The sequence below is a fragment of the Romboutsia sp. 1001285H_161024_C4 genome (genome assembly GCF_015550185.1).
GTDB lineage: Bacteria > Bacillota > Clostridia > Peptostreptococcales > Peptostreptococcaceae > Romboutsia_C > Romboutsia_C hominis.
The window spans coordinates 134,849-161,341 of the sequence record NZ_JADNAJ010000003.1 but is presented as its reverse complement, the minus strand read 5'-3'; the positions used below and the strand labels follow the sequence as shown (position 1 = coordinate 161,341).

Here is a 26,493-nt window from a genome sequence, read left to right as displayed (position 1 = left end):
AAAGTTATTTTTTATGATATAATATTAGTACCTGGTAATAATATAAGGGGGGTAAAATTATATGAAAATAAATGAAATAAAGGAACTTTTAAAGGCTATAGATAATACAAGTTTAGAATATGTAAAATTAGAAAATGCTGAACTAAAACTAGAAGTATCAAAAAAAAATAGTTCTTTAAAAAATAATATTAAAAATGAAAAAGACACTTTAAAAAATAGCGAAGAAATAGAATTAGAAAGTATAAATCATGAAAATATTAATGAATATGAAAACTCTCAAAATAAAGATAATTTATATATAGTAAAAGCTCCTTTAATGGGAACATTTTATCCATCGCCAAGTCCTAATGAAAAAAGTTTTGTAAATATTGGCGATATAGTTAAAGAAGGAGATAAGCTATGTATATTAGAAGCAATGAAGCTTATGAATGAAATAAATAGTGAAATAGAAGGTGAAATAGTAGAAATATTGGTTGAAAGTGAAGAATTAGTAGAGTACAATCAACCTTTATTTAAAATTAGGCCATTATAAGGAGGTATATTATGATTAAAAAGATATTAGTTGCGAATAGAGGAGATATAGCTGTTAGAATAATCAGAACTTGCAAAGAACTAAACATAAAAACAGTTGCTATATACTCTAAAGCAGATAGTGAGTGTTTACATAGATATCTGGCTGATGAATCAATATGTATTGGGCCTAATAATATCTCAAAAAGTTATAATAATATAGATAATATAATATATTTAGCTCTTAAACTTGAATGTGATGCTATACATCCTGGATTTGGATTCTTATCAGAAAATCATGAATTTGCTAGAAAATGTGAAGAAAATAATATTATTTTTATCGGACCAAGTAAAAAACAAATGGTTTTAATGAGTGATAAATCTAGAGCTCGTGAAACTGTTATTAGTTTAGGTATAAAGGTAGTTCCTGGTTCTGATGGAGTACTAAAAAACAAAGAAGAAGCTTTTGAAGTAGCAAATAAGATCGGTTATCCAGTAATTATAAAAGCTTCTAATGGTGGCGGTGGGAAAGGTATGAGAATAGTCTATACGCAAGACGAACTGTTTTCAAGTTTTGATATAGCTAGTTCTGAATCTTTAGCATCATTCGGAAGTAGTGATTTATATATGGAAAAATTCATAGAAAATCCTAGACACATTGAAGTTCAAGTATTTGGAGATAAATTTTCAAATGTAATACATTTGGGTGGAAGAGATTGTTCTATGCAAAGGAAAAATCAAAAAGTACTAGAAGAATCACTTTCTAACTACTTAAGTGAAGAAGAGAAGAATAATTTATATAAAAGTGCTGTTAATATCGTAAAAGGAATTAATTATATAGGTGCAGGAACAATAGAATTTATAATAGATAAACACAAAAATTTTTATTTCATAGAAATGAACACAAGAATACAAGTAGAGCATCCTGTTACGGAAATGATTACAGGAATAGATCTTATAAAACTTCAGATCTTAATTGCTGATAATAAGCCTATACCTTTTAATCAAGAAGAGATAGTATTTAAAGGACATGCTATTGAATGTAGAATAAATGCTGAAATACCAGAAGAAGAATTTAAACCATGTCCTGGTGAAATAACATCACTAAACATACCTGGCGGATTTGGAACAAGGTTTGATACCTTTGTTTACTGTGGATATACTATACCTCCTCTTTATGATTCTATGATAGGTAAGCTTATTTGTTGGTCAGAGAGTAGAGAAGAGTGTATAAAAAAAATAAATAGAGCGTTAGATGAAATAATTATAGAAGGTGTGAGAACTAATATAAATTTTCAAAAATCACTTATAAATAGTGAAGCTTTCTTAGAAGATAGGCATTATACTAAATTTATTGAAAATGAATTTCTGGGAAATACGCAGATAGCAACAACTATATAAGGGAGAAATCATTATGATTAAAAAATTTTTACCATCTAAAGAAACTAAATATATCACAGTTTCTCTGGATAATAAATTTAAAAAGAATAGTGTAGATGATAAATTTTGGATATATTGTGAAGGTTGTAATGATCATGTTTTTAAAAAAGATATAGAAGATAATTTAAATATATGTCCAAAATGCGAAACACATTATAGTATTAAAGCTAGAGATAGAATAAGTTTAATTTCTGATAATGGTACTTTTAAAGAGTTTATGTTTAAAATTGACATTCAGGATCCATTAGAATTTCCGAATTATTTAAATAAACTTAATAATTACAAGGAAAAAACTAAAGAAGATGAAGCTGTTATTTGTGGCACTTGTAGTGTAAATGGAATAAAAATAGTTTTATGTGTAATGAATCCAGATTTCATGATGGGAAGTATGGGCAGTATTGTTGGTGATAAGATAACATATTCTATAGAATATGCAGCTAGTAATGATCTTCATATAATTATTTGTACGGCCTCAGGAGGGGCTAGAATGCAAGAAGGAATGGTATCATTAATGCAAATGGCTAAAACTTCTCAGGCCATTTCTAAGCTCGAGGAAAAAGGATTATTATATATAAGTTTATTAACACACCCTACAACTGGCGGTGTTAGTGCTAGTTTTGCTATGCTTGGAGACATAATTTTATCTGAACCAAATACATTAATTGGCTTTGCAGGTAAGAGGGTTATAGAACAAACTATAAATCAAAGGCTTCCTAATAATTTCCAAACTTCTGAATTTTTACTAGAGCATGGATTTATAGATAAGATAGTTAATAGAAAATATTTAAAAGATACATTATATACTATACTTTCACTACATTAAATAAATAGATATAAATTAGCGAATAAATACAAAAAATTTATTCGTTAATTTTTTAGAAATAAATATTAAATAAATGAATATTTACATTTAAGTTGAATATATAAAAATTTAATTTAAGATATTTCTATGGAGGAATAGAATGGATATAAATACTTATGGAGGAATAGAATGGATATAAATACTATTGAGATAAATAAAAAAATACAGAAATTAAAGGCAGATATAAATAATTTAACTGAAATATCCAAATCTAATCAAATAGATTTAAGTAATCAAATAAGAGAATTGGAAGAAAAACTAAGTAAATTAAAAGATGAAGCTAATGTTAATTTATCACCTTATGAAAAAGTTTGTTTAAGTAGAGATATAAAAAGACCTACAACAAAAGATTACGTTGATAGAATTTTCTCTAATTTTATAGAACTTCATGGAGATAGGCTGTTTAAAGATGATTCATCTATAATCGGAGGAATAGGCAATATAAATAATTTTAAGGTTACCATTATAGGTCATCAAAAAGGAAATGATGTTCATGAAAATATTAAAAGAAACTTTGGGATGCCTCATCCAGAAGGATATAGAAAAGCCCTTAGGCTTATGAAACAAGCTGAAAAATTTAAAAGACCTATAATTACATTTATAGATACACCGGGGGCATTTTGTGGTATAGAAGCTGAAGAACGTGGTCAAAGTGAAGCTATTGCAAAAAACTTACTTGAAATGAGTAAACTTAAAGTACCTATCATATCCTTTATAATCGGGGAAGGGGGAAGTGGAGGAGCACTCGGAATTGGTATTGGAAATGATGTATGTATGTTGGAACACTCAGTTTACTCGGTAATTTCTCCTGAAGGACTGTCGAGCATATTATTTAAAGATTCCTCTAAAGCTAAAGAAGCTAGTGAAGTAATGAAACTTACTAGTAAAGACTTATATGCGCTTGGTATAATTGATAAAGTTATAAAAGAGCCATTAAACGGTGCTCAAGAAGATGTGGATTTAGTAGCTAACAAAATAAAAGAATTTATATTAGATAGACTTGATTACTATGAAAAACTTACTGAAGCTGAAATAGTTTCTAAAAGATATGATAAATATAGAAAAATCGGAAAATGCTTGTAGATTTAAAAAAATATACCTATATGATAAATTTAATTATATAGGTATATTTTATTTTGTATTATAAAAAAATACACTAATATAAATTCATTTAACAAATTTATCTATTATGCATGCAGATTTATTAAATTAATATTAATAATAAAAATTAAAATAAATTTAATATTGATAATTGGAAGTAGTGGTATATTTATAAATCTTTAAGATTTAACTAGTCTTTAAATGTATATTTAGGGAATAGTTATTATAATTAATAATATTATGCATATAAATTTATTAAATTTAGCAATTTGTACCTATGCTTATATAGATTTAATTAATTTATATTTATTTGCTAATACTCTTTTTTTGTTTCTATATATTTTGTTTATAAATAGTTTTTCATATTGCATTTTATAGTTATCTTTCTTAAAGATATATTTATACATTAATATTAAAGATTTTTCATCTAATATATAAGTATATTTAATATACTTTATTTTAAGCTTCAAATGCTTATACTTAATCTCTTTACAATGTAATTTGTAAGTAATACTTAAATTTTAGGAATAGTTGAAATACGAAAAACCTAGTGTTATTATATTTTATAGTTATAATAACTTTTCATTTTATAGTTGGAGGTAAATTTTGAAAGATACAAAAATATTAAAAATACATAATAAATCAGATAAACCAGATAACATCGTCATACGTGATAACAATCTTATAGAAGAATGTATAATAATAGAAAAATCATTGCCTAATTTTATGAAAGATTACTTTGTTTATTTAAAAGGATCTGTATCTGTCTCTACTAGACATGCATATTTAAAAGATATAAAATTTTTCTGCAATTACTTAGTTGAATCTCAAGAACTAACAATAGCTAAAGAAATATGTGATATTACCTTAGAAGAATTTAATTTAATAAAAGCAAGAGATGTAAACTTATTTTTAGGTGATTATTGTACTAGATACTATAAACATACATCCCAAGATACAACTTTAATTTATGAAAATAATAATAGAGCCCTTGCTAGAAAAAAATCATCTCTCTCTACTCTATTTAAGTTTATGTTTAGAAATGAACAATTAGACAGCAACATAACTGATGGCTTTAATCCAATTAAACTTCCTAAGCCTCAACCAGATGCTATAAAAAGACTCGACATAGATGAAGTCGCTAAAATGCTTGATTCTGTTGAAAATGGTTATGGATTAACTGATAAAGAAAAAGTTTATTGGAGGAAAACTAAGCTTCGTGATAAGGCTATTTTAGCTTTATTTGTTACTTATGGACTTAGATTAAATGAGCTCAGAGAGCTAAATATTTCTTCTTTTAACTTTTCTAGGGGTGAATTTAAAATATATAGAAAAAGAGGTAAAGAAGTCTTGATGCCAATTAACCATACTTGTGAAGTCGTTGTTAAGGATTATATTTATAATGAGAGGACAAAAAGTGAATTATTGGCTGAAGAACACAAAGATGCTTTATTTTTATCTTTACAAAATAAAAGAATTACACCAAAAGCTATCAGACAACTTGTTAAAAAATATACGTCTATTTCTATGGAAACATCTAGAGATAGTGGTTATAGCCCTCATAAACTTCGTGCTACTGCCGCTACTTCTCTAATTCAAAATGGTTTTTCTATATATGATGTACAAAATCTATTAGATCATGACAATGTCACTACTACCCAGCTTTATGCTGCACATAAAAAACATGTTAAAAGAGATATTGTAAATAATTTTGAATGGATAGATGATAAAAAAGAAACTTCTTTAGACTAAATAGTAAATACTTCTTATTTCGGAACGAATGTTTGAGAAAAGGGAAACATTGTGCTACAATATAAGTATAATGCAATAATTGACTAGGAAGGAGAGATTTTATGTATATAGATTTGAGTAGCAAGCAAATATTAATATTAGAATTTATAAAAGATCAAATAGCCTCAAAGGGGTATCCACCATCAGTTAGAGAAACATGTGATGCTGTAGGGTTAAAATCAACTTCTACTGTACATGCACATTTAAATAAGCTTGAGAAATTAGGGTATATAAGAAGAGATGCTACTAAGCCAAGAGCTATAGAAGTTTTAGATAAAGCTGGATTCGAATCAGATTTTCCTACACCAGAAATGCTAAATCTTCCTCTGGTTGGACAAATCACAGCAGGGTTACCAATACTTGCAAAACAAAATATAGAAGAGTACATAACATTACCAGCTAATCTAGTTAAAGGTAGCAATAACTTTGTTTTAAAAGTTAAAGGTGATAGTATGGTTAATGCAGGTATTTTAAATGGAGACTATGTTATTGTGGATAGAAAAAATACTGCTGTTGATTCTGAAATAGTAGTAGCCCTTATTCACAATGAATATGCTACAGTAAAGACATTTGAAAAAGATGGAGATGTTATTAGGTTAATACCTCAAAATGATTTTATGGAACCAATAGTTCTAACATCCAGAGATGTACAAGTTATAGGCATTGTTACAGGTGTGTTTAGAGTATTATAATAAATTTAAGTATTTATAAGTAAAAGATATGGTATTATAACCATATCTTTTACTTTTGATTTAAAATTTAAGCTAATTCTAATGCGATTTCCATCATTTTTGTAAATGCTACTTGTCTATCATGAGATGAACACTCTTCTCCTGTAAAAGGACAATCTGATATTGTAAGTATAGTAAGTGCATTAACTCCTGCTCTAGCAGCATTCATATAAAGACCAGCTGCTTCCATTTCTACACATAGAACCCCCATCTTCTTCCATTTTTCTAAATTACCTAGTCCTGTATCAGAATAAAATACATCACTTGAAAGTATATTTCCAACAGTTACTGTAGTCCCCTTATCATTAGCTATATTTACTGCTTTTTGTAGTAATTTATAACTTGCTATTGGAGCATATGTACCTGGTAAATTATATTGTGATGCAAAGTTTGAATCGGTACAAGCACCCATACCTATTACAATATCATGTAAATTTAAGTTTTCATTTATTGCTCCTGCTGAACCAATTCTTATAAGGTTTTTAACTCCATAAAAGTGTATTAATTCATAAGAATAAATCCCTATTGATGGTATACCCATACCACTTCCCTGTACAGATATTCTTCTCCCTTTATAATAACCTGTATATCCAAACATCCCCCTAACAGTGTTATATTCTACTACATCTTCTAAAAAGTTTTCCGCTATAAATTTAGCTCTTAGCGGATCTCCAGGAAGTAATATAGTTTCTGCTATATCTCCTAGCTTTGCATTATTGTGCGCCGTTGGTGTATTATTCATATTTTAACCTCCTTAAAACATTAAGTATTAACAAATTTTAACTTATAATTTATTTTTAGCTTATATGATAGTATACTATAATTAAGTGCACCTTTTCTAGGCATAAATACCTGAATTTAAGCATTAACTTAATTAAAATTGTTAATTAGGAGGTGATTTCATAAAAAATAAAACTAAGAGTAACCAGACATTAGCATTACTACTTTTAATACCTATGCTTATATTTTCTTTTTTAGCAACAATAAAATCTGAAGGTATAGAAAAAAATGATAGCTCTAGAGAAGTTGTAAATGAATATTTTAACTCAATCAATAAAAAAGACATATCTAAAATAAATCAAATTATTACAGATCAAGATGAAACTAATTTATTAAGTTCTAAATTAAATTATATAGACAAAATTACATTAAAATCACTAGAACGAGAAACAAACAATAGTTTACTAAAATCATACACAAAATATAGCAAAAAAAGCATCGACAATATTAGAATCTATAAAGTTAAGTACAAAATTGATTATACTACTCCTAAAAATATAAATAATACATATGAGTCTTGGATATACCTTTGCCGAGATAATCATAGTTCTAAATGGTTAATAGATGTTTTTGATATGTAAAATTATAAAAAGGTGGTTTATATCCACCTTTTTGTTAATCAACATCAATTTCATACATTAACTCTACTCTTCTTGATGCATCTTTATTTATAGTACCGTCGGTATTTTTTATAAGCTCAGCCTCAGATCTACCTATAGCTTCGATATCCTTTAATACCTTATCTTTATATTTATAATCTCCAATTTCCTCACCTACTATAAATGTAGCTACACTATAAGCCCTTTTTTGGGATAAATCTAGATTGTATAAATAACTCCCAACATCATCTGTATGACCTTTTATTACTATTTTTGATATATTACCCTCATAATTACTATAAAGAGCTTCTACGTACCTTGGAATAAATATTTTAAGCATTTCTTTGGCTTCTTGTTTTAACTCATAACTATCTACATCAAACAATGTACTTTCTCCAAAGGTTACTAATCCGCTCTTTTCATCAATCAATACATTTAATCCATTATCTTTTAATGTGTTTTTAACTGAATCATTTATACTTTTTGCTAAATCTTTTTCAACTGAACCCGTTATAGATTCACTACTAAAAAGTATGAGCATTATAACCATTAGTACAGTTGCTATCATATCTGTAAAAGTTGGCCAAAAGCTACTCTTCTCAAACTCTTTATTAATAGTTCTTCTGTATTTATTTATCATCTTTACCATCTCCAATTAATTTATTTAAAGATGATTTACTTAATTTATTTCTTTTTTTTGAATCTATAGATATGAACTTATTTTGTCTTTTCTTTCTTAATACATCTGAAGTCCTTAATAACTCATTAGATTTACTATAATTAGAGTTACTTTCTTCTATATCATAAATTTCTTCTTGATTTTCAGTCTTATATCTATCTTCTTTCATATAATCCATAGCAACAGCTTCTTTATAAATTTCTATGTAATCAAATATCATATTCAATTTTTCATCTATATCTTGACTTGAAATTGCTATTACAGATGCTAAATGTTTTATTGTTTGATCTAGGTTTATTTGCTCTTTGTTTATGTTACCTTGCATATTAGATATATTTTTTTCATAGTCTACAAGCTTAACTAATAAATCTTGAGCAGTTCTTTCATATAAAGCAAAGTTAGCAGATAAGCTTCTTAAAAATTCTCTCATTTTATATTGATTTTCAACAGACTCATTTATGTTTTTAGAAGTAAGCTTTATATCTAATAATATTTCTTTATTTATATCCTCTTGAACATCATATTTATCAAATAATTTATTAAATCTTACATTCAATATATTAAATTGTTTATCTAATTTTCTAATATCTTGATCAAATACTTTTATAGAGTCTGAAGATCCTAGAAGTAAGTTCTCTAACGTCTTTATACTGTTTATAAATTCTTTATTAAATCTATTTAAATCTTTTGATATATCATCAAACTTCTCTATAGATTCTATTGATTTACTAATTTGCTTTATAGTATCTTTTACATCTTCTATTTTATTATCTAAGTCTTTAGATTTATTATGAGTTACATCAGAAGTTAGTAAATTTTCGCATTTTAGCATAAACATAGTTAATATTTGTTCACAATCATTACGAGAAAGTATAGTATTTAATACAATAGAGCTAACTATTCCGCAAATACTAGTTATAAACGCAGTTTGCATCGAACTTATAGTCTGAGGAAGTGAATTTATTATATCGCTAGTATTTATACTTAAAAGCATTAACGAAAGTCCAACAAATGTTCCTAATACACCAAGCAATATACAGTTAGATGATGAGCTCTTTATCGATTTAATATTATCAAGTACATATCTTTTTTTAAATGTTAAATTGGAACAAACTTCCTCAATAAATGTAGTTATATTAACTTGAGCATGACTATTTTCTAGTAAGTATAAATCATATTTCTCTTTTATAGATTTATATTTCATACTTCTTTGGTTATGCTCATTTAAACTTATATAATCACTATTTATATAATTATATAAAGCTTTATTTAAGATTACATTTATAATGCTATAAATAAGTATTACTAAAACAAAGAAAACTGTTAATATATTTATAAATAAACTATTCAAAACTTCTCTCCTCCCTTAATATTTATATAATTATATATATGTACTAGCCCAAAATAAAATTCAAAAAAATAAAGTGACTTAAACCTAAGTCACTTTATTAACTATCATAACTAGCCTACATTAAGTTAAATTATTGGTTTTATCTTTGAAAAAGCTAGATAACTCTTGTCTTAAGATTATTGTAGGGAGTTTTTAATAGTGTTACTAAATACTATGAAAAATTTCTGTAATTTGTTACTATAAAAAATAAATTCAAATCGAAATATATAAATATATATAATTCGTATGTTTACGTATGTTTATAAGGAAGTTAAAAATATAAACTCGAGTTTTTTTGCCATTTATGCATATATTATTATTTAAATATTGTTATATAATTCGTTTTTAAGAATCCCCCTATATTTTAAAAATGTATTATATAAAGACTATCATTATATTAATTAAACATATTTAAGTCATCATTTGTACCTTGATTAACATATTCAACTGTAATATACTTTAAAAGTATTATTTAAGATGAAGAAACAAAGGAGAACGATATGAGGCTAAACAATTACATTAGCTCTACTGGAATGTGTTCTAGGAGAGAAGCTGATAAATTAATACAACAAGGAAAAGTTTCTATAAATGGAAAAATAGCCAAAATAGGTCAGCCTGTTGAGGTTAATGATATTGTAAAAGTTAATGGAAAAAGAATTACTCCTAAAAAGAATAATGTATATATAGCATTAAATAAACCTGTTGGTATAACATGTACAACAGAACGTCATGTTAAAGGTAATATAATTGATTATATAAACTATCCAGAAAGAATATTTCCTATTGGAAGACTTGATAAACCATCAGAGGGATTAATACTTTTAACAAATGATGGATCTATCGTAAATAAAATATTAAGGTCTGAAAATAATCATGAAAAAGAATATGTTGTTACAGTTGATAAGAATATAAATCAAAAATTTATAGAAAAAATGAGTTCTGGCGTTAAAATATTTAATCCTGTTAATAATAAATGGGTTATAACTAAAAAATGCCATGTTAGTAAAATAAATGATCGTACATTTAAAATTATATTATCTCAAGGATTAAACAGACAAATACGTAGAATGTGTGAAGTGTTTGGGTATAATGTTGTAAAATTAAAAAGAGTGAGAATAATGGATTTAACCTTAAAGGGAATACCCACTGGAAAATGGAGAAAACTAACAAGTAAAGAAATGGATAATATATTACAAAAATTATAAAGTGTAGGTTTATATAGATTTTACAATCATATAAATTTTTTCTTTTAAAATAGACTTAAGAAAGGTTAAAACTAAATATGAATAAAAAAACAGTTTTAATAACAGGTGCCTCTAGGGGTATTGGTCGTGAAATGGCAAAAGTATTTGCTAAAAATGAATATAATGTTTTAATAAATTATAATAAATCAGAAAAAGAAGCCAATGAACTTTACGATGAACTAATCTCAAAAGGATATTCAGTAGTTTTATATAAGGCAGATATATCAAATCCTTTAGAAGCAGATGCAATGGTTAAGTTTTGTATCGGTACTTTTGAAAGAATTGATGTACTTATAAATAATGCTGGAATAACTGATTATAAGATGTTTACAGATACAACTAATGAAGATTGGAATAATATAATAAATACAAATTTAAATAGTGTTTTTTACACTACTAAATCTGCAGTAAAATATATGTTATATGAACATAGTGGTAAAATAATAAATATATCTTCTATCTGGGGAATGGTTGGAGCATCATATGAGGTAGCATATTCTACATCGAAAGCTGCACTAATAGGTATGACAAAAGCTTTAGCAAAAGAATTAGGACCTTCTAATATTCAAGTTAATGCTATAGCACCTGGAGTTATACAAACAGATATGTTAAATGGTATACATGAAGATGTTATTGAGGATTTAAAAAATGAAACTCCATTGTTAAGATTAGGCACTCCGCTGGATATAGCTAATTTAGCTTTATTTTTAGCTAGTGAAAAATCAAATTTTATAACAGGCCAAGTTATAAGTTCTAATGGTGGATTTGTAATAAATTAGATATATTCTATGTAAAATACTTATTTATGATTATAATTAATCTAAAGTATTTTACATAGATTTTACACTTTAAATTAATTTATTTTAGAAAACCAGCATCTTGATTTGTCATAATCTCTTTCGAAAAGCATAATGGACATGTTATTTCTTCATTTGTATAATCTATAGTATAAATACTTCCGCAAATAGCGCACCTAAATTTACAAATAGTATTTACTTTTTCCTTTGTCTCACATTGGGTTATTTTTATAGGAATATCTTCTATGATAGCTATTGTTACTTTTTTTCTAATATCTAATATTAGTTGTGAAATTTCATTTAAAGATAAATTAAATTGCTTAGAACATTTTTTTAAATCAAATTGTTCTAAATTTATAAACTTTAATATATCTAATTCTCTAGATGTTATCTCTATATACTCAGCCTTTTCATGTTGCATAAATTATCCTCCTATCTATAAATATATATAATATATTATGATTAATATATATTCTTATAAGCTAATAGATTAGATATATTTTTATTCATTTGCGTAAAGTTTTTTATATACATCTAAGAATCCAGAAGCTAATTTATCTACTTTTACTTCCCACTCCTTATTTTTTCCTTCATCAGGACAATAATGTATCTGTACATCATCTACAGATACCCCTTCATAATAAATAGCTCCTTTTGTAAGGTAGTTATTAGCAAGATGCTTAGCTGTATATAAGACTGATTCATATTGAGTAGAAAATAATTTTCCCTTCGATTCATCTGTATAGACTTCAAATCCAGTTAAATTATTATCTTCAACAGCTCTTCTTGATGTAGCAAATCCACTTTCAAGAGCTACTATAGCTGCCATTGTAAATGCATTTACACCATAAAGTTCCTCGGCATCGACAAATGCCTCTGAAAGATGAATCATAGTAGATGCACCTTTATAATTCTCAAATACATTCTCAAGTTCTTCTTTTTTTACTCCACTTTCAACAGTAATATCTTCTCTTTTATAGGTAATATTTGAGGCTCTATTTTTTTCTATGAGCCTTACATTTTCTTTATTTAAATTTTCCTTAGTACTAGATAGAACATAGCTTTTTATTTTAATATTTTCGTTCACTTTCTCATTTGATGAAGATATAAATATTATAAATGAAACTACAAGTATACATATTACAATAGATTCTTTAATAAATTTCATACTATTTTTCTCCTTATTGAACAATAAATATTGTTTTAATATATATTCAACTCTATAATTGGCATTCCCTTTATATAATTTAATACAAAATTTTGCTATATACTTCATCTTTAATCTTTAATATATATTTTTTCAAATAAAATGTAAATAAAAAGTCCTAATAAATTAATACTAGGACTTTTTATTTACATTTTATTTAATTGTTCTTATATTTACAATTGGTTTTCTTAACATATAATCTTTATCTACTTTAACATCTAACTTTATTTTAACAATTTGTCTTGCATGTGGAGCAGATTCTATCTCTTCACCATATTCATTGTACATTTCAAGAATTGTTGCATTAACTGTTTCTTTAAATGGACCTATAACTTCTATTTTATCTAACACATTCATTTTGTTTCTTTGCTCTACTATATAAAGGCCAGTTTCTTCTTCATAATCCCTAACTATTCCTATAAAATCATAATTTCTTATATATGAAGCTGAGTCATAGTTGTGTGCTTTTTCGCTTGGTCTATCAATGAAAAATCCAGTACTATAATCTCTATGACTTCCCTTTTTGAGTTCTTCTAGCCACATAGGATTAAATTTCCAATCAGTAGGGTTTTTATAATATTCATCAAGTGCCATTCTATATGCTCTAACAGTAGTAGCCACATAATACGCCGTTTTCATTCTACCTTCTATTTTTAAGCTTGTTATACCACTTTCAATTATTTGTGGTATGTATTCTATCATACATAAATCTTTTGAATTAAAGAAAAATGAAGAATCTATTTCATCTACAACTTTTTCATACTGACCAGGATTAACTTCATCAACTAAAGTATATTTCCATCTACAAGGTTGAGCGCAAGCACCTCTGTTTGCATCTCTTCCTGTTGTATAGTTACTTATTACACATTTTCCTGAATATGACATACACATAGCTCCATGAACAAAAGCTTCTATATCCATATCTTCAGCAGCATTGTCTCTTATTTCTTTTATTTCCTTAAATGATAATTCTCTAGCCATAACTACTCTTTTAGCACCTTCTTTATACCAAAAGTTTGATGCTAATGAATTGGTTGTACTAGCTTGAGTACTAATGTGTATTTCCATGTTAGGTATTGTTTCTTTAACTATAGTAAATATACCAGGATCACTTACAATAACTGCATCTACATTTATTCTATCTAATTCTAATAAATATGCTTTTAGTTGGTCTAATTCTTCATTTCTTGGTATTATATTTACTGTAACGAAAACTTTCTTTCCTCTTTCATGTGCAAATTCTACACCTTCAGCCATTTGCTCTATAGTAAAGTTTTTAGCAGCCGATCTCATGCCAAATATTTCTCCACCAAGATAAACAGCATCTGCACCATAAGTAAAAGCTATTTTTAATCTTTCTAAGTCACCTGCTGGTGCTAGTAATTCCACTTTATTCATATATGTCTCCTTAATCTTTTATATCTTTATTTTAATTAAATTAATTTATATTTATTATAAAATAATTATAATGGGTATTTAAACTCTGTAGTTCTACTTTATTCTACATAATTTACCCAAATATAAATTTATAAAACTTATATTAATATTTTATACAACTATTCATTATACATTATAATTTATTTTTTAGAAAGGTCAGCATTACTCATTTTTTTTGACTTATCAATACAGTTATCTATTGCTTTTATTATAGATTTCCTAAAACCTTCTTCTTCTAAAGATTTTACAGCTTCTATAGTAGTTCCTCCTGGAGAGCACACCATATCTTTTAATTCACCTGGATGAATATTTGTTTCTAATACCATCTTAGCCGCTCCCATAACAGCCTGAGATGTAAATTTATAAGCCATATCCCTTGACATACCATGAGATACGCATGAGTCTGCCATAGCCTCTATAAACATAAATACATATGCAGGAGATGAACCACTCGCTCCTATAACAGCATGTATTAAGTTTTCATCTACTACTTCACTTTTCCCAAATGAATCAAAAATACTCTTTACATCTTTTAAATCTTGATCCGATATATTTTTATTTTTACAAAGTGCACTCATACCTTCGTTTACAAGCGCTGGAGTATTTGGCATAGTTCTTATTATTTTTTTATCATCGCCTATTATATTTTCTATAGAGTATATAGTTTTTCCAGCTGCAATAGTTACTATTATTTTATTATCTATTACGTCTTTAATATTATCAAGTATTATATCATATATATTAGGTTTTACAGCAATAACAATTATGTCTGACCTTAATACAACTTCTCTTGAATCTTTTGTTGTATTTATATTAAATTCATCTTTTGCATTATTTAAAGTATTTTCACTTAAAGCTGACGCATATATGTTTTCAGGTCTAATAAGCTTTGAATTTATAATTCCTTTAATCATAGCTTTAGCCATATTACCACAACCTATAAATCCTATTTTTTTATTCATATCATTCTCCTTATGTTTTTATTTATATATAAACAAGTATAACAAATCATTGATATTATTACATGCAGATTATATAAAAAATAAAGTCACAAGTTTTACTCGTGACTTTATTTTTAACAAAATTTCATATGGTTTTTAATTTTAGAATTATTTATGTTTTATAAATAAAGCTTTGTTTCTAGCCTTCTATCATACTCAGACCATTCATCATCGCTTGTATTATCTTTTATTTGAACTATCTTATTCATAGTAGCATCGACTGAATCTGCATAATTTATTATAAATGATTCTTCCATGTTAGCTGGCCTTGGAGAACCATATTCTATTTTACCATGATGTTGAGTTACACATCCTTTTATTCTTCTTATAAAGTCTTCACTAAATGTATAATCTATATTATTAAAAGCTCTATCTAACATTTGTACTCCAATTACTATATGTCCTTCTAATTCTCCTTGTAGAGTATACTTAAATGGACCATGGTATTCAAGTTCATATAATTTACCTATATCATGAAGCTTAGCACTTAATATTGCTATTTCTTTTCTTTTGCAAGAGTATCTTTCACATAACACTTTTGTCAAGTACATTACATTTAAAGTGTGTTCAGCAAGACCTCCTATATAATTATGATGCATGGATACTCCACCTATAGCTTCTTTAAATTTATTTAAAAATTCTTCATCTTTGAAAAAATAATCATTTAATAGTTTACCTTCTGTAGATATTATATATTTTTTTGATATTTCTTCTATTTCATTTAGTATATTTTCTATAGGCTCTTTAGTTGTTGGTAAATAATCCTTGAGGTCATAATCCTTAATTTCATCAAATTCTTCTATATCTAATATAGAATTCTTCTTACAATTTATAGATAAAACTTTACCTAATGGTACTCTGTAAGGAAGTTTAGCTTTAATATGACCACTTTTATCACTCATATTAAATACATATTTATTACCATCCCTATGAAGATATTTCATAACCATAAGAGAGGTTTTTATTTGTTCATTATTTTTAATATCTCTCAAAAAGATTTTTTTATTACCCATAAAATTCACTCTTTCTTTAAAGATCATTATTTAAGTAAGTTTCTATTCTTCTTTACTTGCATCAGTGTTTTCATCTTTTCCTCTTTTTACCTTCACAAAGTATTCAGTATGAAGCAATTCATGTGCCTTATGGCTTAATGGATGATCTAAGTGATTGTCGTAGATTGCTCTTACCTTAGGATTATCTTTGGATACTCTAAGGTCTAATGATCTATCTATGGAATTTAAACCTTCAGCTCTTTGTTGAAGAGTTTCAAGTCTTTTTTTAGCTTTAGGTTGTCCACCTCCACCAACACATCCATAAGGACATGCCATTATTTCAATAGCATGAAAAAATTCTTCTTTATTTCTTATTTTATCAAGGAGTTTACCAGCTTCTCTTAAACCATAGGCAATACCTATTCTTAATGTTAAATCATTAACTTTAACTTCTGCTACCCTTAGACCATCCCATCCTCTAAGAGATTCAAATTCAACTTTTTCTAGTTTTTTACCAGTCATATTTTCATAAAGAGTCCTAGTCGCAGCTTCTATAACTCCTCCTGTTCTACCAAATATTATTCCTCCTCCTGTGTAGTCACCCAGTACCGAATCAATAGGAGAATCCTCTATTTGACTTAAATCTATATTTGAATCTTTAAATAACGTCATTAATTCACTAGTTGTTATAACGTAATCAACGTCATAATTAAGATCACGTGAAAACTCTGCCCTTGAAGCTTCGTATTTTTTTGCTATACAAGGCATTATAGAAACCAATGTTACCTGGTCTCTTTCTAGCCCTTTTTCTTTTGCCCAAATATCTTTTGCAACCGTTGCAAACATCTGCATAGGTGACTTAGCAGATGATGGTACGTCTAACATATCAGCATAATTTTGTTCTATAAATTTAACCCAAGCAGGACAACAAGATGTAAGTATTGGAAGTCTTACACTTTTATCACCTGAGTAATATTTTTCAATTCTCTCTTGAAGTTCAGCAGCTTCCTCCATAATAGTTAAATCTGCAGCCCAAGTGGTATCGAATACATAATCTACGCCAATCTGTCTAAGCGCCGATGATATTTTATTTTCCACATTAGTACCAGGTTCAAGTCCAAAAGCTTCACCTATTGCAACTCTAACAGCAGGTGCCATTTGAGTTATTACTAACTTATTTGGTGTAGCTAGATCTCTTAAAAATCTAAAAGTATTATTTCCTGTAGTTATAGCATTTACTGGACAAGCAGCTACACATTGTCCACAGTGGGTACATCTTGTATAATCTATGTAATGTCTACTTTTTCTTTCTCCTTCAATACAATCAACCGGACAAACTCTTTTGCAAGCTCCACATCCTATACATTTTTTAGTTATAGATAGCTTTATAAGATGGTTACACTGGAATGTATAACATCGGTGACCTTCTATATGCTCTTTTATCTCATCATAAAACTTATCTATAATTTCTTCCATTATATTGTGTTTTTGATTAACTTTTTCTTTTACTGTACTTGCAAGTCTTCTTAGAAAGAAAATATCTCTCATATTCGCTCTACCTTTGCTGATTCTATCAAGTAGCTTCCACATTCTTATTATCTCTTTTTTAGCAACTAAATAGTTATCTAAACTACCATCTTGCATCTTACCTAAAAGATAATCTATATAAAATTTAGCATATTGTATTATACAGTCTTCGTCAGAAAGAATTATTATAGTTTGACTTGTGTTTTTATCAAATAATTTAAAATCTAATTCTTGATCTAAATTATCTTCAGTTATAAATCCTCCAAATGGCATACCTAGTTGTGCTGCTTTAAATCCACTATCATTTAATAGCCCTCCTGCCATAGTTATTATTTCAGCAAGTGTTGCACCTTTAGGAACTTCTATTATACCTGGAGAATTAATTTTTCCAGAGATAGCAATTCTTCTTTTACCTTCTTTTGTTAATTTTTTTAATTCTTCTTCACTAAAAACGCTAAATACAGAACCAAGTGAACTATGTATTATAGTTTGTCTTTCATTTGCCATGTCTGCACCTCTTATATAATTTTTATAATTTACTATTTAATTTTCCCGTAAGTTTTAATCTTATTCTTTAAAAAGATAAAATAAAAACCTGATGCTATCAGGTTTTTATTTTATCTTTTCTATTAATTTTTTTAGTAATATCTGTTTTATTTCATTATTTATATTTACAGATTCTTGGGGTTTCTTCTTTGAATTTTTCTGATTTATCTTTTTAGTCTTAGAATTTTTGTTGTTTTTTTTAGACATTTTACCCCTCCATTTTATAATTTTCTTTTAGTATATATATATTCAAAAAAATATATATAGTTACATAAAACAAGATAATCTGTCGTTTTAAAAAACATATATAATATATTTTAAGTATAATAAAAAAAGTGCAACTAAATTAGTTACACTTTTTTATTTCATTATATACCCAAGTCCTCTTCTAGTCTCTATATAATCCTTAAGACCTATTTCTTCTAATTTTTTTCTAAGTCTATTTATATTTACAGATAGTGTATTATCATCAACATATAAGTCTGAATTCCACATGTAGTTCATTAATTCTTCTCTAGTTACTATTTTCTCTTTGTTTTTTATAAGGTAAGATAATATCTTTATATCATTTTTACTAATTTCTAAAGAACCTATAGATGATTTTACAGTTCCCTTTGATAGGTTTAAACTTAAATCCTTGAATTCAAGAATATCCATATTTTCTGAATCATTATAAACTCTTTTTAATACAGAACTTATACGTGCTAAAAGTATTTGTGTATTATAAGGTTTAGTTACAAAATCATCTGCACCTAAATTTATACTCATAAGTTCATCTACTTCATTGTCTCTACTTGTAACTATTATTATTGGTATATTAGAAATTTTTCTTATCTCTCTACATATATAAAATCCATCATATATAGGTAAATTAATATCTAATAATATCAAATGTGGTTTTTCATTTTCTATATCATTTATTATATTTTCAAACTTGTCTGATGCAAATACTTCATAACCATATCTATTAAGTAATGCTTTTAACTCTTCTCTTATAGTCTTTGAATCTTCTATAATCATTAGCTTTTTCATATTTTGTCTCCTTATATGACTACTTAACTTCAATTATACATACATTAGTCTGTGGTGGTATACTTAAGGTCATAATGTTAGAATGATATGCGACTACAAAGTCTCCTATATTTAAATCTTTAACAGATATTTCATTATACTCGTTATCTAGTATTAAAGTTTTATCAGAATATACAAGCCTTGTATAAGTGTATATATTACCTGGCTCTTCGCCTATAGTTATAAATATATACTCACCGTTTTCAAAAATAGTTATATCAATTATAACTCCTTTTTTATAGCTAGCATATTTCATAATATACCTCCTAAAACTCATTTTAATGTATGATATTCTTTAGATTTATATTATGTTAATCTATTCTTTTTAAAACTTTTTAGAGAACATCCTTTATAACTCTTAATGCATTTTTATACATCATTTTATCGATTTCACATTCTTTAAATCCAGCTTTTTTTAGTGAGTAATAAAGTTTTTCCATTTCACCTATATCATAAACTTCGACTGCATTTTCTATTCCATCAAAATCACTTCCTATAGAAATTACATCTATTCCACCAATATTTGCTATATGTTTTATATGATATATTATATCATCTATTTTAGTTATGGAGCTTTTTCCTGTAAAATAACTACAGAAATTTATTCCCATAACACCACCACTATTTGCTAATATTTTTATCATATCATCACTTAGATTTCTAGTTACATTAGTTATACTTCTAGCATTTGAATGTGATGCTACAAATGGCTTTTTAGATATATTCGCTACATCATAAAACCCTCCATCATTTAAATGAGAGACATCTATTATCATATTAAGTTCGTTCATGCATTCAACTACTTTTTTCCCAAATGGCTTTAAAGAATTGTATCTAAAATCGTGATTATTATGAGGATAACCTATTTCATTTTCATAATTCCAAGTTAATGTTATTAATCTAACACCTTTATCATGTATTTTATATAAATTATCTATATTTCCATTTATAGCTCCTCCTTCTTCGATTGAAAGAATTGCTGATATTTTATTATTATTAATATTAGATACTATATCCTGATAACTTGTTACTAGACCTATATACTTCCTATTTTTAATTATCTCTTTATTAAATTTTTCATACATGTCTTCAAACCTTTTATATGGATCTAACCTATATTTATTTAGGTCAAAATATAATGCAAATACTTGTAAAATAGAATTTGATTTTCTTAACTTTTTTATGTCTACAGAAAAATTATTTTCATATAAATCTTTATCTTCTTCCAACAATCTATCTATTGTATCACAATGTAAATCTATAAGCTTCATAATAGTCATCTCCCTTATCTTAATTATATATTAGATTATAGATTTAAAATAAAAATAAAGCTACTAATTTAGCAGCTTTATTTTTATTAATTATTTTATATTATTCACTATACCTGTTAGTATACTATCTAATTCCATACTTATTTCATTTACTCCATTGTGAGTTATATTTATTATTTCTTTAGTCATAGGAAGTTCTCCAAGTAACTTTAAATTCATTTCACTCAAGAATTTTTCAGTTTCTTCTCCTTCAAATAACTTTATTTTTTTATCGCAATCAGGACATTGTATATAGCTCATATTTTCAACTACACCTAATATATCAATATTTAGCATTTTGGCCATATTAACAGCTTTGGCAACTATCATTGATATCATATCTTGAGGAACTGATACCATTACTATTCCAGTTAAAGGAATAGACTGCATAACAGTTAGTGCCACATCTCCTGTACCTGGAGGCATATCTATTAATAAATAATCTAAATCTTCCCACATAACATCTCTATAAAATTGCTTTACAGTATTTCCTATTAATGGACCTTTCCAAACTATTGGCTGATTTTCATTATCTACCATGTAATTTACAGACATAGTTTTTATATTTTCTTTAGTTATTATAGGGTATATATCTTTGCCATTTGGAGATATAGCTCTCTCATTTGATACTCCCATAAGCCTTGGAATACTAGGTCCTGTTATATCAGAATCAAGAATCCCAACCTTATATCCCATTTTATTTAATTTCTTAGCAAGTAGTGCTGTTACAGTTGATTTACCAACGCCACCTTTACCACTCATAACACCTATAACTTTTTTTATATTATTTTTTGGATTATTTTCTATATTACAAGTAGATTGGCTCTTACAACTTGATTTTGATGGACATGAACTACAATTTGACATTTGTATCCTCCTAAAAGTTTTAGTTTATCTAAATTTTAAATTATATATAATATTATTTAATGACTATATACCCATTATATCCTTATATAAACATTTTTAGGCACAAATTTTGTATAGGTTAAAAATCTTTTTATAGATAAATCTATTATTTGAAAGGATATACTATATGAACAACTTTAAAAAAGGTGAATACAAAAAAACTATAGAATATGCTAAAAAGCTTCTTAATAATAATGTAGACATGACAGATATAGTAGCTAAAACTAATTTAAGTGAGTAACAAGTAAAAGATATTATGATAAAAAAAGAAAAAGAGTTAAATGATAAACAAGATAAGTTTTTTACATATATGAAATTTTTTATTTGTTATAGTTTATAAAAGTATTTCAAATTTTCATGAACAAATTTCATCATTTTACTACAAAATAGTTGCATTAAATTTAATATAAATAGTATTATATATAAAGTATGTAAAAGAGGTGAATTAAATGAAAATTTTAGAAAAACTAAAATATAAAAGAAGTTTACTATCTATTGTAATATCAATACCATTATTTTTTGCAGGATGTACTAGTAAAACTTCTAATTCTAAAGTATTAGATAGTCAAATTTCTAATCATAAGAGTAATGTAAGTCAAAGTTTAGATGTAAATTCTAAAGATGTAATAAAAGCTACTGTTGATAGAGTTGTAGATGGAGATACAGTTGAAATAATACTTCCTAATAATAAAGAAGTTGATACTAGATTATTATTAATAGATACTCCAGAAACTAAGCATCCAAATCTTGGTGTACAAAAATATGGTCCGGAAGCTTCTGAATTTGCTAAATCATTGCTAAAAAAAGGAGATACTGTTTACTTTGAACTTGATGGAAAAACTTCAACAGATAAATATGGAAGATATCTTGGATATTTATGGTATACATGCCCTGAACACAAAAAATTAGAAATGTATAATGAAAGAGTTGTAGAAGAAGGATTAGCAAGAGTTGGCTATATATACAACCAAACTAAACATCTTGATGCACTAAATAAAACTCAAAGCGAAGCTAAATCTAATAAGTTAAATATCTGGTCAATTAATGGGTATGTAACTGATAAAGGATATGATATGTCTAAGATAAATGAAGAGGAAAGTTCTAATACTATAAATTCAAATGATAAAAATGTAGTATATGCTAATGGTGGTAATAGTAAGTCTAACTCCTATCATAAATCAAGAACTTCTCATGGAATGAAGGGCGCTATAAAATTGACTGAAAAAGAAGCTTTAAATAAAGGTTACAGTCCATGTTCTAAATGTTTTAAATAAAAAGTACTATTTACATATATATTTTTTAATTTAATATTATTTATTAGAGAATAAAATTAGAAAAAGTACTTACTAAAGTTATTTAACTTTAGTAAGTACTTTTTCCTTTCATTTTACATGGATATTATTTAATTATCGTATATATTCCATCACAATCAGAGCATTTATAATCTGGCTCTTTATTTTCAGTAATTTGAACTGATATAGATTTACATTTATTACATTTTAACTTATAAATATTCCCTTTTTCTAAAAGTGAATCTATTAAAATATTACCCTTTTTACTCATATTTTTCCCTACCTTTTAATAATATGTATTCTTATATTATCATATATTCTCTTTAAGTATATATATCTTCTTCATCTGGTTTAAATAATGAATTTTTCTGAGATGTATATATAGTACTTCTACCTGCAAACACATAGCTTATTGCACAAACTATAAATAGATATTCTATATTCGAAGAACCAAATAGCTCGATTCCCATTATAAATGATGATATAGGAGTTTTGGTTGCTCCAGCAAATACAGCTATCATACCCATACCTGCTAAAAATGAAATAGGTAATCCAACTATTCCAGCAAGTAAATTTCCAAGTGTAGCGCCTATTACAAATAATGGAGTTACCTCACCACCTTGAAAACCTACAGCTAAAGTAAGTGAAGTTAATACTAGTTTTATTATAAATGAATCTTTAGAAACTACTGTTGTAAATGAATCACTTAGTAAATCCAAACTTAATCCTAAATATATTCTGGTTCCAAGTATTAATACAATAATTATAATTATTATTCCGCCTATAAAACTTTTTAAAGTTGAATTTGGTATTTTTTTGCTAAAAAATTTCTTTAATTCATGTGTAAGTTCTGCAAATAGTTTACTTGTAAAACCAAATAAAGCCGCACACAATATTACCTTAAAAAATACATCAACGCCACCTATAACATCAACTACATTGTAATGACTGTGGTGAACATTAAGTAATTTAGCTATAAAATTTCCAATATAACTTGATACAAAACATGGTATTATAGCTTCGTATCTCATTTTGCCAATAGAGCTTACCTCAAGTCCAAATACGGTACCTGCTATAGGTGTTCCAAACACTACTCCAAAACCACTGCTAACTCCACTTATTATTAATATTGTATAATCTAATCCTTTTAATTTTAGTATTCTACCTATCTTTGCTGAAATACTTGCACCTATTTGTACTCCAGTACCTTCTCTACCTGCTGACCCACCAAATAAATGAGTAATAAATGTTCCAAAAAATACCAGTGGAGCCATCCTAAACGGTATATGGCCTTGACCTTCATTAATTCTTTCAATTATAAGGTTATTTCCCTTAGCTGAGTCTCTTCCAAACTTGGCATATAAATAACTTACTAATGCTCCTCCTAATGGAAGTAGGTATAAAAGCCAAGGATTAGATTTTCTTGTATTTGTTGCAAATTGTAAACAATTTAAAAATAAAGATATTACTAATCCAACTACAGCACCAGATATAGATGCTAGCACAAACCATCTTAGAAAGGAAATTAATATCAAGCTACTTTCTTTGATGTGAACCTTAATTTTATGCAACATTTTCACCTCTTATTTCGTTAAATTTCTATTTTTGTACTAACAATATAATACTCTTTTTATTATGGAAGTCAACATTTTTACTTTTTATAAATATGATTTTATATACTTTCACAATAAATATTTTATAAATTATATAGACATACTAACTATAAAGATATGATAGTAGAAAAATTGTTATGAAGAAAAATACTAGTTTAGAATTTAATTCAGAGAGTAATGTCAAAATGACTAATACTACTAAAAAAAGGTTAGAAGGTACTTGCCTTCTTTTGAAAAAAGATCTAAGATGTTTAAAAATGAGAAAAATAAAAAGTATACAAATAAATTTAAATAATAAAAAATAGATTATGGTTATATAACCATAATTTATTTTATCTTTATATAAAATTTAATATATCACTAGGTTCATTTAAACTTATAGTTGCATTTATATTTTTATCTACAGCTCCCCATAAAGCTAAAGCAAAGTCTACTTCACAATTCTTAGAACAATTATAGTCCGATATGGAGTCCCCTACATATAATGTATCATATGGATTTATATTTAGCATTTCCATTACTTTTTTTAGTGGTTCTGGGTGTGGCTTATGATATTTTGTATCTTCTTCTAATACTATAGCACTCATATACTCATGAAGTCCTGTAGGCATAAAGTCAATTTCATATTGAGACTTATTTTTAGAACTTACAATGCCACATATTATATTTTTAGAGTGCATATGTTTTATAATATCTTTAATGCCATCATAGAGTGTTGCCTTTTTTTCATATTCATTTACATACTGAACCCATTTTTCATAAGATTTGTCAATATTATTAAAACCTAATATCTCTAAAGTTTTCTTTCCTGGAAGACCCAAGGCAAATAAAAGACTTTCATATGTCATATCTATTTCTTTTTCTTCTTTAATTAGCTTGATTAATGGATATATGTTCATATTTGCTGTATTTAATATAGTACCATCAATATCAAATATTATATTTTTATATTTTTTCATTATATCCCCCCCTTTCCATTTTATAGTACCTTATTTTATATGTATTTTCTACATATCATTTTAGTATTCTAAATTATTTAGATTATACTTTGATAATTCTTTTTTCAATATTTCTCCCTGTTCCTTCGTTATTATATTTTTAGATACAATATTATCTACATTTTTTATTTTAAGTGCATTTTTTTGATATTTATACTTATTGATATGAGCTTCATATCTTTTATTTTCCATTTTATCAGATATATATTTGTTTATAGCTTTAGCATCTGTGTTACTTAATACTTTTTCTTGTCTAAGTTTTTCTATACAGATTCTCCATATAAACTCTGCTCTTTTTACTTTTTGTTGCTCTACGGTAAATTTGTACTCCATTATAGGTTCATTTGCATAAGAATTTATATTAACTGATATAACTAAAAATAAAAATACTATACAAAGTATTGATATGTATTTTTGTATTTTTTTCATGTCTTTACCTCCATAATGTAAAAAGTATTTTTAGTTTATATATAAATATTTTACATATTATATGTAGTAATTTATATATAATGCTAAAATAAAAATTCATATTGGAAAAATATAGATATATCAATCTTTTATTAATTTTTTTATGCTATAATAAAACGACTAAAATTTAATTAGGATGGTGATTTTATGAGAACTAAAACAAAGAAAGGTTTTATAGGAGCTTTAGTTGCAGGAGCTTTA

At 26.4% G+C, this 26,493-nt stretch carries 29 protein-coding genes; 11 read left to right on the top strand and 18 right to left on the bottom strand.

All coding sequences use genetic code 11. The annotated features are described in order from the left end of the window. The first annotated feature begins 61 nt into the window (after window positions 1-61). From accB to lexA, 6 genes are all read left to right on the top strand, one after another. Window positions 62-532: an acetyl-CoA carboxylase biotin carboxyl carrier protein gene (accB, locus tag I1959_RS07385; protein WP_195237737.1), complete on the top strand. Its 471-nt coding sequence runs from the start codon at window positions 62-64 to the stop codon at window positions 530-532. Window positions 533-543: 11 nt separating this feature from the next. Then, on the top strand, window positions 544-1,911 hold the full coding sequence (gene accC, locus I1959_RS07380; protein ID WP_195237736.1) for an acetyl-CoA carboxylase biotin carboxylase subunit: 1,368 nt from the start codon (window positions 544-546) through the stop codon (window positions 1,909-1,911). Between the two features lie 13 nt (window positions 1,912-1,924). Next, window positions 1,925-2,773, top strand: coding sequence for an acetyl-CoA carboxylase, carboxyltransferase subunit beta (gene accD, locus I1959_RS07375; protein ID WP_092925863.1), 849 nt, complete (start codon window positions 1,925-1,927; stop codon window positions 2,771-2,773). Window positions 2,774-2,941: 168 nt separating this feature from the next. Continuing rightward, window positions 2,942-3,895 carry an acetyl-CoA carboxylase carboxyltransferase subunit alpha gene (locus I1959_RS07370; RefSeq protein WP_092925865.1) on the top strand — a complete coding sequence of 318 codons (954 nt, stop codon included), beginning with the start codon at window positions 2,942-2,944 and terminating at the stop codon, window positions 3,893-3,895. A gap of 624 nt (window positions 3,896-4,519) precedes the next feature. Further along, entirely contained in the window at window positions 4,520-5,665 is a 1,146-nt protein-coding gene (locus I1959_RS07365) for a tyrosine-type recombinase/integrase (RefSeq protein ID WP_207733553.1), read from the top strand. Window positions 5,666-5,766: 101 nt separating this feature from the next. Further along, window positions 5,767-6,396 carry a transcriptional repressor LexA gene (gene lexA, locus I1959_RS07360; protein WP_092925871.1) on the top strand — a complete coding sequence of 210 codons (630 nt, stop codon included), beginning with the start codon at window positions 5,767-5,769 and terminating at the stop codon, window positions 6,394-6,396. A 67-nt stretch (window positions 6,397-6,463) separates the two neighbouring features. Here lexA and deoD read toward each other — a convergent pair whose 3' ends face one another. Next, window positions 6,464-7,177, bottom strand: a complete 714-nt coding sequence (gene deoD / locus I1959_RS07355) for a purine-nucleoside phosphorylase (RefSeq protein WP_092925873.1) — start codon at window positions 7,175-7,177, stop codon at window positions 6,464-6,466. A 214-nt stretch (window positions 7,178-7,391) separates the two neighbouring features. On the opposite strand from deoD, the gene I1959_RS07350 reads away from it, so the two are divergent. Then, window positions 7,392-7,796 (top strand): DUF4829 domain-containing protein, encoded by a 405-nt coding sequence (locus I1959_RS07350; protein WP_166505394.1) that lies wholly within the window; start codon window positions 7,392-7,394, stop codon window positions 7,794-7,796. 34 nt (window positions 7,797-7,830) lie between these two features. On the opposite strand, the gene I1959_RS07345 is transcribed toward I1959_RS07350, so the two are convergent. Together I1959_RS07345 and I1959_RS07340 are read right to left on the bottom strand one after the other, a co-directional pair. Further along, window positions 7,831-8,454: an OmpA family protein gene (locus I1959_RS07345; protein ID WP_092925877.1), complete on the bottom strand. Its 624-nt coding sequence runs from the start codon at window positions 8,452-8,454 to the stop codon at window positions 7,831-7,833. After that, window positions 8,444-9,844 (bottom strand): MotA/TolQ/ExbB proton channel family protein, encoded by a 1,401-nt coding sequence (locus I1959_RS07340; protein WP_166505393.1) that lies wholly within the window; start codon window positions 9,842-9,844, stop codon window positions 8,444-8,446. The genes I1959_RS07345 and I1959_RS07340 overlap by 11 nt, the downstream gene beginning before the upstream one ends. Window positions 9,845-10,383: 539 nt before the next feature. On the opposite strand from I1959_RS07340, the gene rluF reads away from it, so the two are divergent. Both rluF and ymfI read left to right on the top strand, forming a co-directional pair. Beyond that, complete coding sequence (gene rluF / locus I1959_RS07335) at window positions 10,384-11,088, top strand: 23S rRNA pseudouridine(2604) synthase RluF (protein ID WP_092925881.1); 705 nt, start codon at window positions 10,384-10,386, stop codon at window positions 11,086-11,088. A gap of 77 nt (window positions 11,089-11,165) precedes the next feature. Beyond that, on the top strand, window positions 11,166-11,906 hold the full coding sequence (gene ymfI / locus I1959_RS07330; protein WP_092925883.1) for an elongation factor P 5-aminopentanone reductase: 741 nt from the start codon (window positions 11,166-11,168) through the stop codon (window positions 11,904-11,906). Between the two features lie 79 nt (window positions 11,907-11,985). Here the strand turns inward: ymfI and I1959_RS07325 are convergent, their stop codons facing one another. The 11 genes from I1959_RS07325 to I1959_RS07275 form a co-directional block, all read right to left on the bottom strand. Beyond that, window positions 11,986-12,345, bottom strand: coding sequence for a hypothetical protein (locus I1959_RS07325; RefSeq protein ID WP_166505392.1), 360 nt, complete (start codon window positions 12,343-12,345; stop codon window positions 11,986-11,988). An 81-nt stretch (window positions 12,346-12,426) separates the two neighbouring features. Then, a complete protein-coding gene (locus tag I1959_RS07320; protein ID WP_166505391.1) occupies window positions 12,427-13,092 on the bottom strand; it encodes a glucosaminidase domain-containing protein in 666 nt (221 codons plus the stop codon). Window positions 13,093-13,284: 192 nt separating this feature from the next. Then, window positions 13,285-14,529 carry a peptidase U32 family protein gene (locus tag I1959_RS07315; RefSeq protein ID WP_166505390.1) on the bottom strand — a complete coding sequence of 415 codons (1,245 nt, stop codon included), beginning with the start codon at window positions 14,527-14,529 and terminating at the stop codon, window positions 13,285-13,287. Window positions 14,530-14,708: 179 nt separating this feature from the next. After that, the gene (proC, locus tag I1959_RS07310; protein WP_092925891.1) at window positions 14,709-15,530 is read right to left on the bottom strand and encodes a pyrroline-5-carboxylate reductase; all 822 of its coding nucleotides are present in this window, start codon (window positions 15,528-15,530) and stop codon (window positions 14,709-14,711) included. Window positions 15,531-15,688: 158 nt separating this feature from the next. Then, the gene (locus I1959_RS07305; protein WP_330615173.1) at window positions 15,689-16,471 is read right to left on the bottom strand and encodes an HD domain-containing protein; all 783 of its coding nucleotides are present in this window, start codon (window positions 16,469-16,471) and stop codon (window positions 15,689-15,691) included. Window positions 16,472-16,624: 153 nt separating this feature from the next. Then, entirely contained in the window at window positions 16,625-18,595 is a 1,971-nt protein-coding gene (locus tag I1959_RS07300) for a [FeFe] hydrogenase, group A (protein WP_092925895.1), read from the bottom strand. 105 nt (window positions 18,596-18,700) lie between these two features. Further along, window positions 18,701-18,841: a hypothetical protein gene (locus tag I1959_RS07295; RefSeq protein WP_166505387.1), complete on the bottom strand. Its 141-nt coding sequence runs from the start codon at window positions 18,839-18,841 to the stop codon at window positions 18,701-18,703. Between the two features lie 153 nt (window positions 18,842-18,994). Next, window positions 18,995-19,666 (bottom strand): response regulator transcription factor, encoded by a 672-nt coding sequence (locus tag I1959_RS07290; RefSeq protein ID WP_195237734.1) that lies wholly within the window; start codon window positions 19,664-19,666, stop codon window positions 18,995-18,997. Between the two features lie 19 nt (window positions 19,667-19,685). Then, on the bottom strand, window positions 19,686-19,961 hold the full coding sequence (locus I1959_RS07285) for a hypothetical protein (protein ID WP_195237733.1): 276 nt from the start codon (window positions 19,959-19,961) through the stop codon (window positions 19,686-19,688). A gap of 79 nt (window positions 19,962-20,040) precedes the next feature. After that, window positions 20,041-20,976, bottom strand: coding sequence for a dipeptidase (locus I1959_RS07280; protein ID WP_092925901.1), 936 nt, complete (start codon window positions 20,974-20,976; stop codon window positions 20,041-20,043). Window positions 20,977-21,066: 90 nt separating this feature from the next. After that, complete coding sequence (locus I1959_RS07275) at window positions 21,067-21,882, bottom strand: Mrp/NBP35 family ATP-binding protein (protein ID WP_195237732.1); 816 nt, start codon at window positions 21,880-21,882, stop codon at window positions 21,067-21,069. A 488-nt stretch (window positions 21,883-22,370) separates the two neighbouring features. On the opposite strand from I1959_RS07275, the gene I1959_RS07270 reads away from it, so the two are divergent. Then, complete coding sequence (locus I1959_RS07270; RefSeq protein ID WP_195237730.1) at window positions 22,371-23,195, top strand: thermonuclease family protein; 825 nt, start codon at window positions 22,371-22,373, stop codon at window positions 23,193-23,195. Window positions 23,196-23,319: 124 nt separating this feature from the next. Here the strand turns inward: I1959_RS07270 and I1959_RS07265 are convergent, their stop codons facing one another. Beyond that, window positions 23,320-23,484, bottom strand: a complete 165-nt coding sequence (locus tag I1959_RS07265) for a hypothetical protein (RefSeq protein ID WP_166505384.1) — start codon at window positions 23,482-23,484, stop codon at window positions 23,320-23,322. 52 nt (window positions 23,485-23,536) lie between these two features. Continuing rightward, entirely contained in the window at window positions 23,537-24,787 is a 1,251-nt protein-coding gene (locus tag I1959_RS07260) for a chloride channel protein (protein WP_207733552.1), read from the bottom strand. 176 nt (window positions 24,788-24,963) lie between these two features. On the opposite strand from I1959_RS07260, the gene I1959_RS15345 reads away from it, so the two are divergent. Further along, on the top strand, window positions 24,964-25,131 hold the full coding sequence (locus I1959_RS15345) for a hypothetical protein (protein WP_207733551.1): 168 nt from the start codon (window positions 24,964-24,966) through the stop codon (window positions 25,129-25,131). Between the two features lie 33 nt (window positions 25,132-25,164). Here the strand turns inward: I1959_RS15345 and I1959_RS07255 are convergent, their stop codons facing one another. Beyond that, a complete protein-coding gene (locus tag I1959_RS07255; RefSeq protein ID WP_195237728.1) occupies window positions 25,165-25,785 on the bottom strand; it encodes an HAD family hydrolase in 621 nt (206 codons plus the stop codon). A 60-nt stretch (window positions 25,786-25,845) separates the two neighbouring features. Then, window positions 25,846-26,253, bottom strand: a complete 408-nt coding sequence (locus tag I1959_RS07250; protein WP_195237726.1) for a hypothetical protein — start codon at window positions 26,251-26,253, stop codon at window positions 25,846-25,848. Between the last annotated feature and the right edge of the window lie 240 nt (window positions 26,254-26,493).

Coding starts and splice junctions, on each gene's coding strand:
- accB (WP_195237737.1), top strand. CDS start 62: ATGAAAATAAATGAAATAAAGGAACTTTTAAAGGCTATAGATAATACA.
- accC (WP_195237736.1), top strand. CDS start 544: ATGATTAAAAAGATATTAGTTGCGAATAGAGGAGATATAGCTGTTAGA.
- accD (WP_092925863.1), top strand. CDS start 1,925: ATGATTAAAAAATTTTTACCATCTAAAGAAACTAAATATATCACAGTT.
- I1959_RS07370 (WP_092925865.1), top strand. CDS start 2,942: ATGGATATAAATACTATTGAGATAAATAAAAAAATACAGAAATTAAAG.
- lexA (WP_092925871.1), top strand. CDS start 5,767: ATGTATATAGATTTGAGTAGCAAGCAAATATTAATATTAGAATTTATA.
- deoD (WP_092925873.1), bottom strand. CDS start 7,177: ATGAATAATACACCAACGGCGCACAATAATGCAAAGCTAGGAGATATA.
- I1959_RS07350 (WP_166505394.1), top strand. CDS start 7,392: ATGCTTATATTTTCTTTTTTAGCAACAATAAAATCTGAAGGTATAGAA.
- I1959_RS07345 (WP_092925877.1), bottom strand. CDS start 8,454: ATGATAAATAAATACAGAAGAACTATTAATAAAGAGTTTGAGAAGAGT.
- rluF (WP_092925881.1), top strand. CDS start 10,384: ATGAGGCTAAACAATTACATTAGCTCTACTGGAATGTGTTCTAGGAGA.
- ymfI (WP_092925883.1), top strand. CDS start 11,166: ATGAATAAAAAAACAGTTTTAATAACAGGTGCCTCTAGGGGTATTGGT.
- I1959_RS07325 (WP_166505392.1), bottom strand. CDS start 12,345: ATGCAACATGAAAAGGCTGAGTATATAGAGATAACATCTAGAGAATTA.
- I1959_RS07320 (WP_166505391.1), bottom strand. CDS start 13,092: ATGAAATTTATTAAAGAATCTATTGTAATATGTATACTTGTAGTTTCA.
- I1959_RS07315 (WP_166505390.1), bottom strand. CDS start 14,529: ATGAATAAAGTGGAATTACTAGCACCAGCAGGTGACTTAGAAAGATTA.
- proC (WP_092925891.1), bottom strand. CDS start 15,530: ATGAATAAAAAAATAGGATTTATAGGTTGTGGTAATATGGCTAAAGCT.
- I1959_RS07305 (WP_330615173.1), bottom strand. CDS start 16,471: ATGAGTGATAAAAGTGGTCATATTAAAGCTAAACTTCCTTACAGAGTA.
- I1959_RS07300 (WP_092925895.1), bottom strand. CDS start 18,595: ATGGCAAATGAAAGACAAACTATAATACATAGTTCACTTGGTTCTGTA.
- I1959_RS07295 (WP_166505387.1), bottom strand. CDS start 18,841: ATGTCTAAAAAAAACAACAAAAATTCTAAGACTAAAAAGATAAATCAG.
- I1959_RS07290 (WP_195237734.1), bottom strand. CDS start 19,666: ATGAAAAAGCTAATGATTATAGAAGATTCAAAGACTATAAGAGAAGAG.
- I1959_RS07285 (WP_195237733.1), bottom strand. CDS start 19,961: ATGAAATATGCTAGCTATAAAAAAGGAGTTATAATTGATATAACTATT.
- I1959_RS07280 (WP_092925901.1), bottom strand. CDS start 20,976: ATGAAGCTTATAGATTTACATTGTGATACAATAGATAGATTGTTGGAA.
- I1959_RS07275 (WP_195237732.1), bottom strand. CDS start 21,882: ATGTCAAATTGTAGTTCATGTCCATCAAAATCAAGTTGTAAGAGCCAA.
- I1959_RS07270 (WP_195237730.1), top strand. CDS start 22,371: ATGAAAATTTTAGAAAAACTAAAATATAAAAGAAGTTTACTATCTATT.
- I1959_RS07265 (WP_166505384.1), bottom strand. CDS start 23,484: ATGAGTAAAAAGGGTAATATTTTAATAGATTCACTTTTAGAAAAAGGG.
- I1959_RS07260 (WP_207733552.1), bottom strand. CDS start 24,787: ATGTTGCATAAAATTAAGGTTCACATCAAAGAAAGTAGCTTGATATTA.
- I1959_RS15345 (WP_207733551.1), top strand. CDS start 24,964: ATGAAGAAAAATACTAGTTTAGAATTTAATTCAGAGAGTAATGTCAAA.
- I1959_RS07255 (WP_195237728.1), bottom strand. CDS start 25,785: ATGAAAAAATATAAAAATATAATATTTGATATTGATGGTACTATATTA.
- I1959_RS07250 (WP_195237726.1), bottom strand. CDS start 26,253: ATGAAAAAAATACAAAAATACATATCAATACTTTGTATAGTATTTTTA.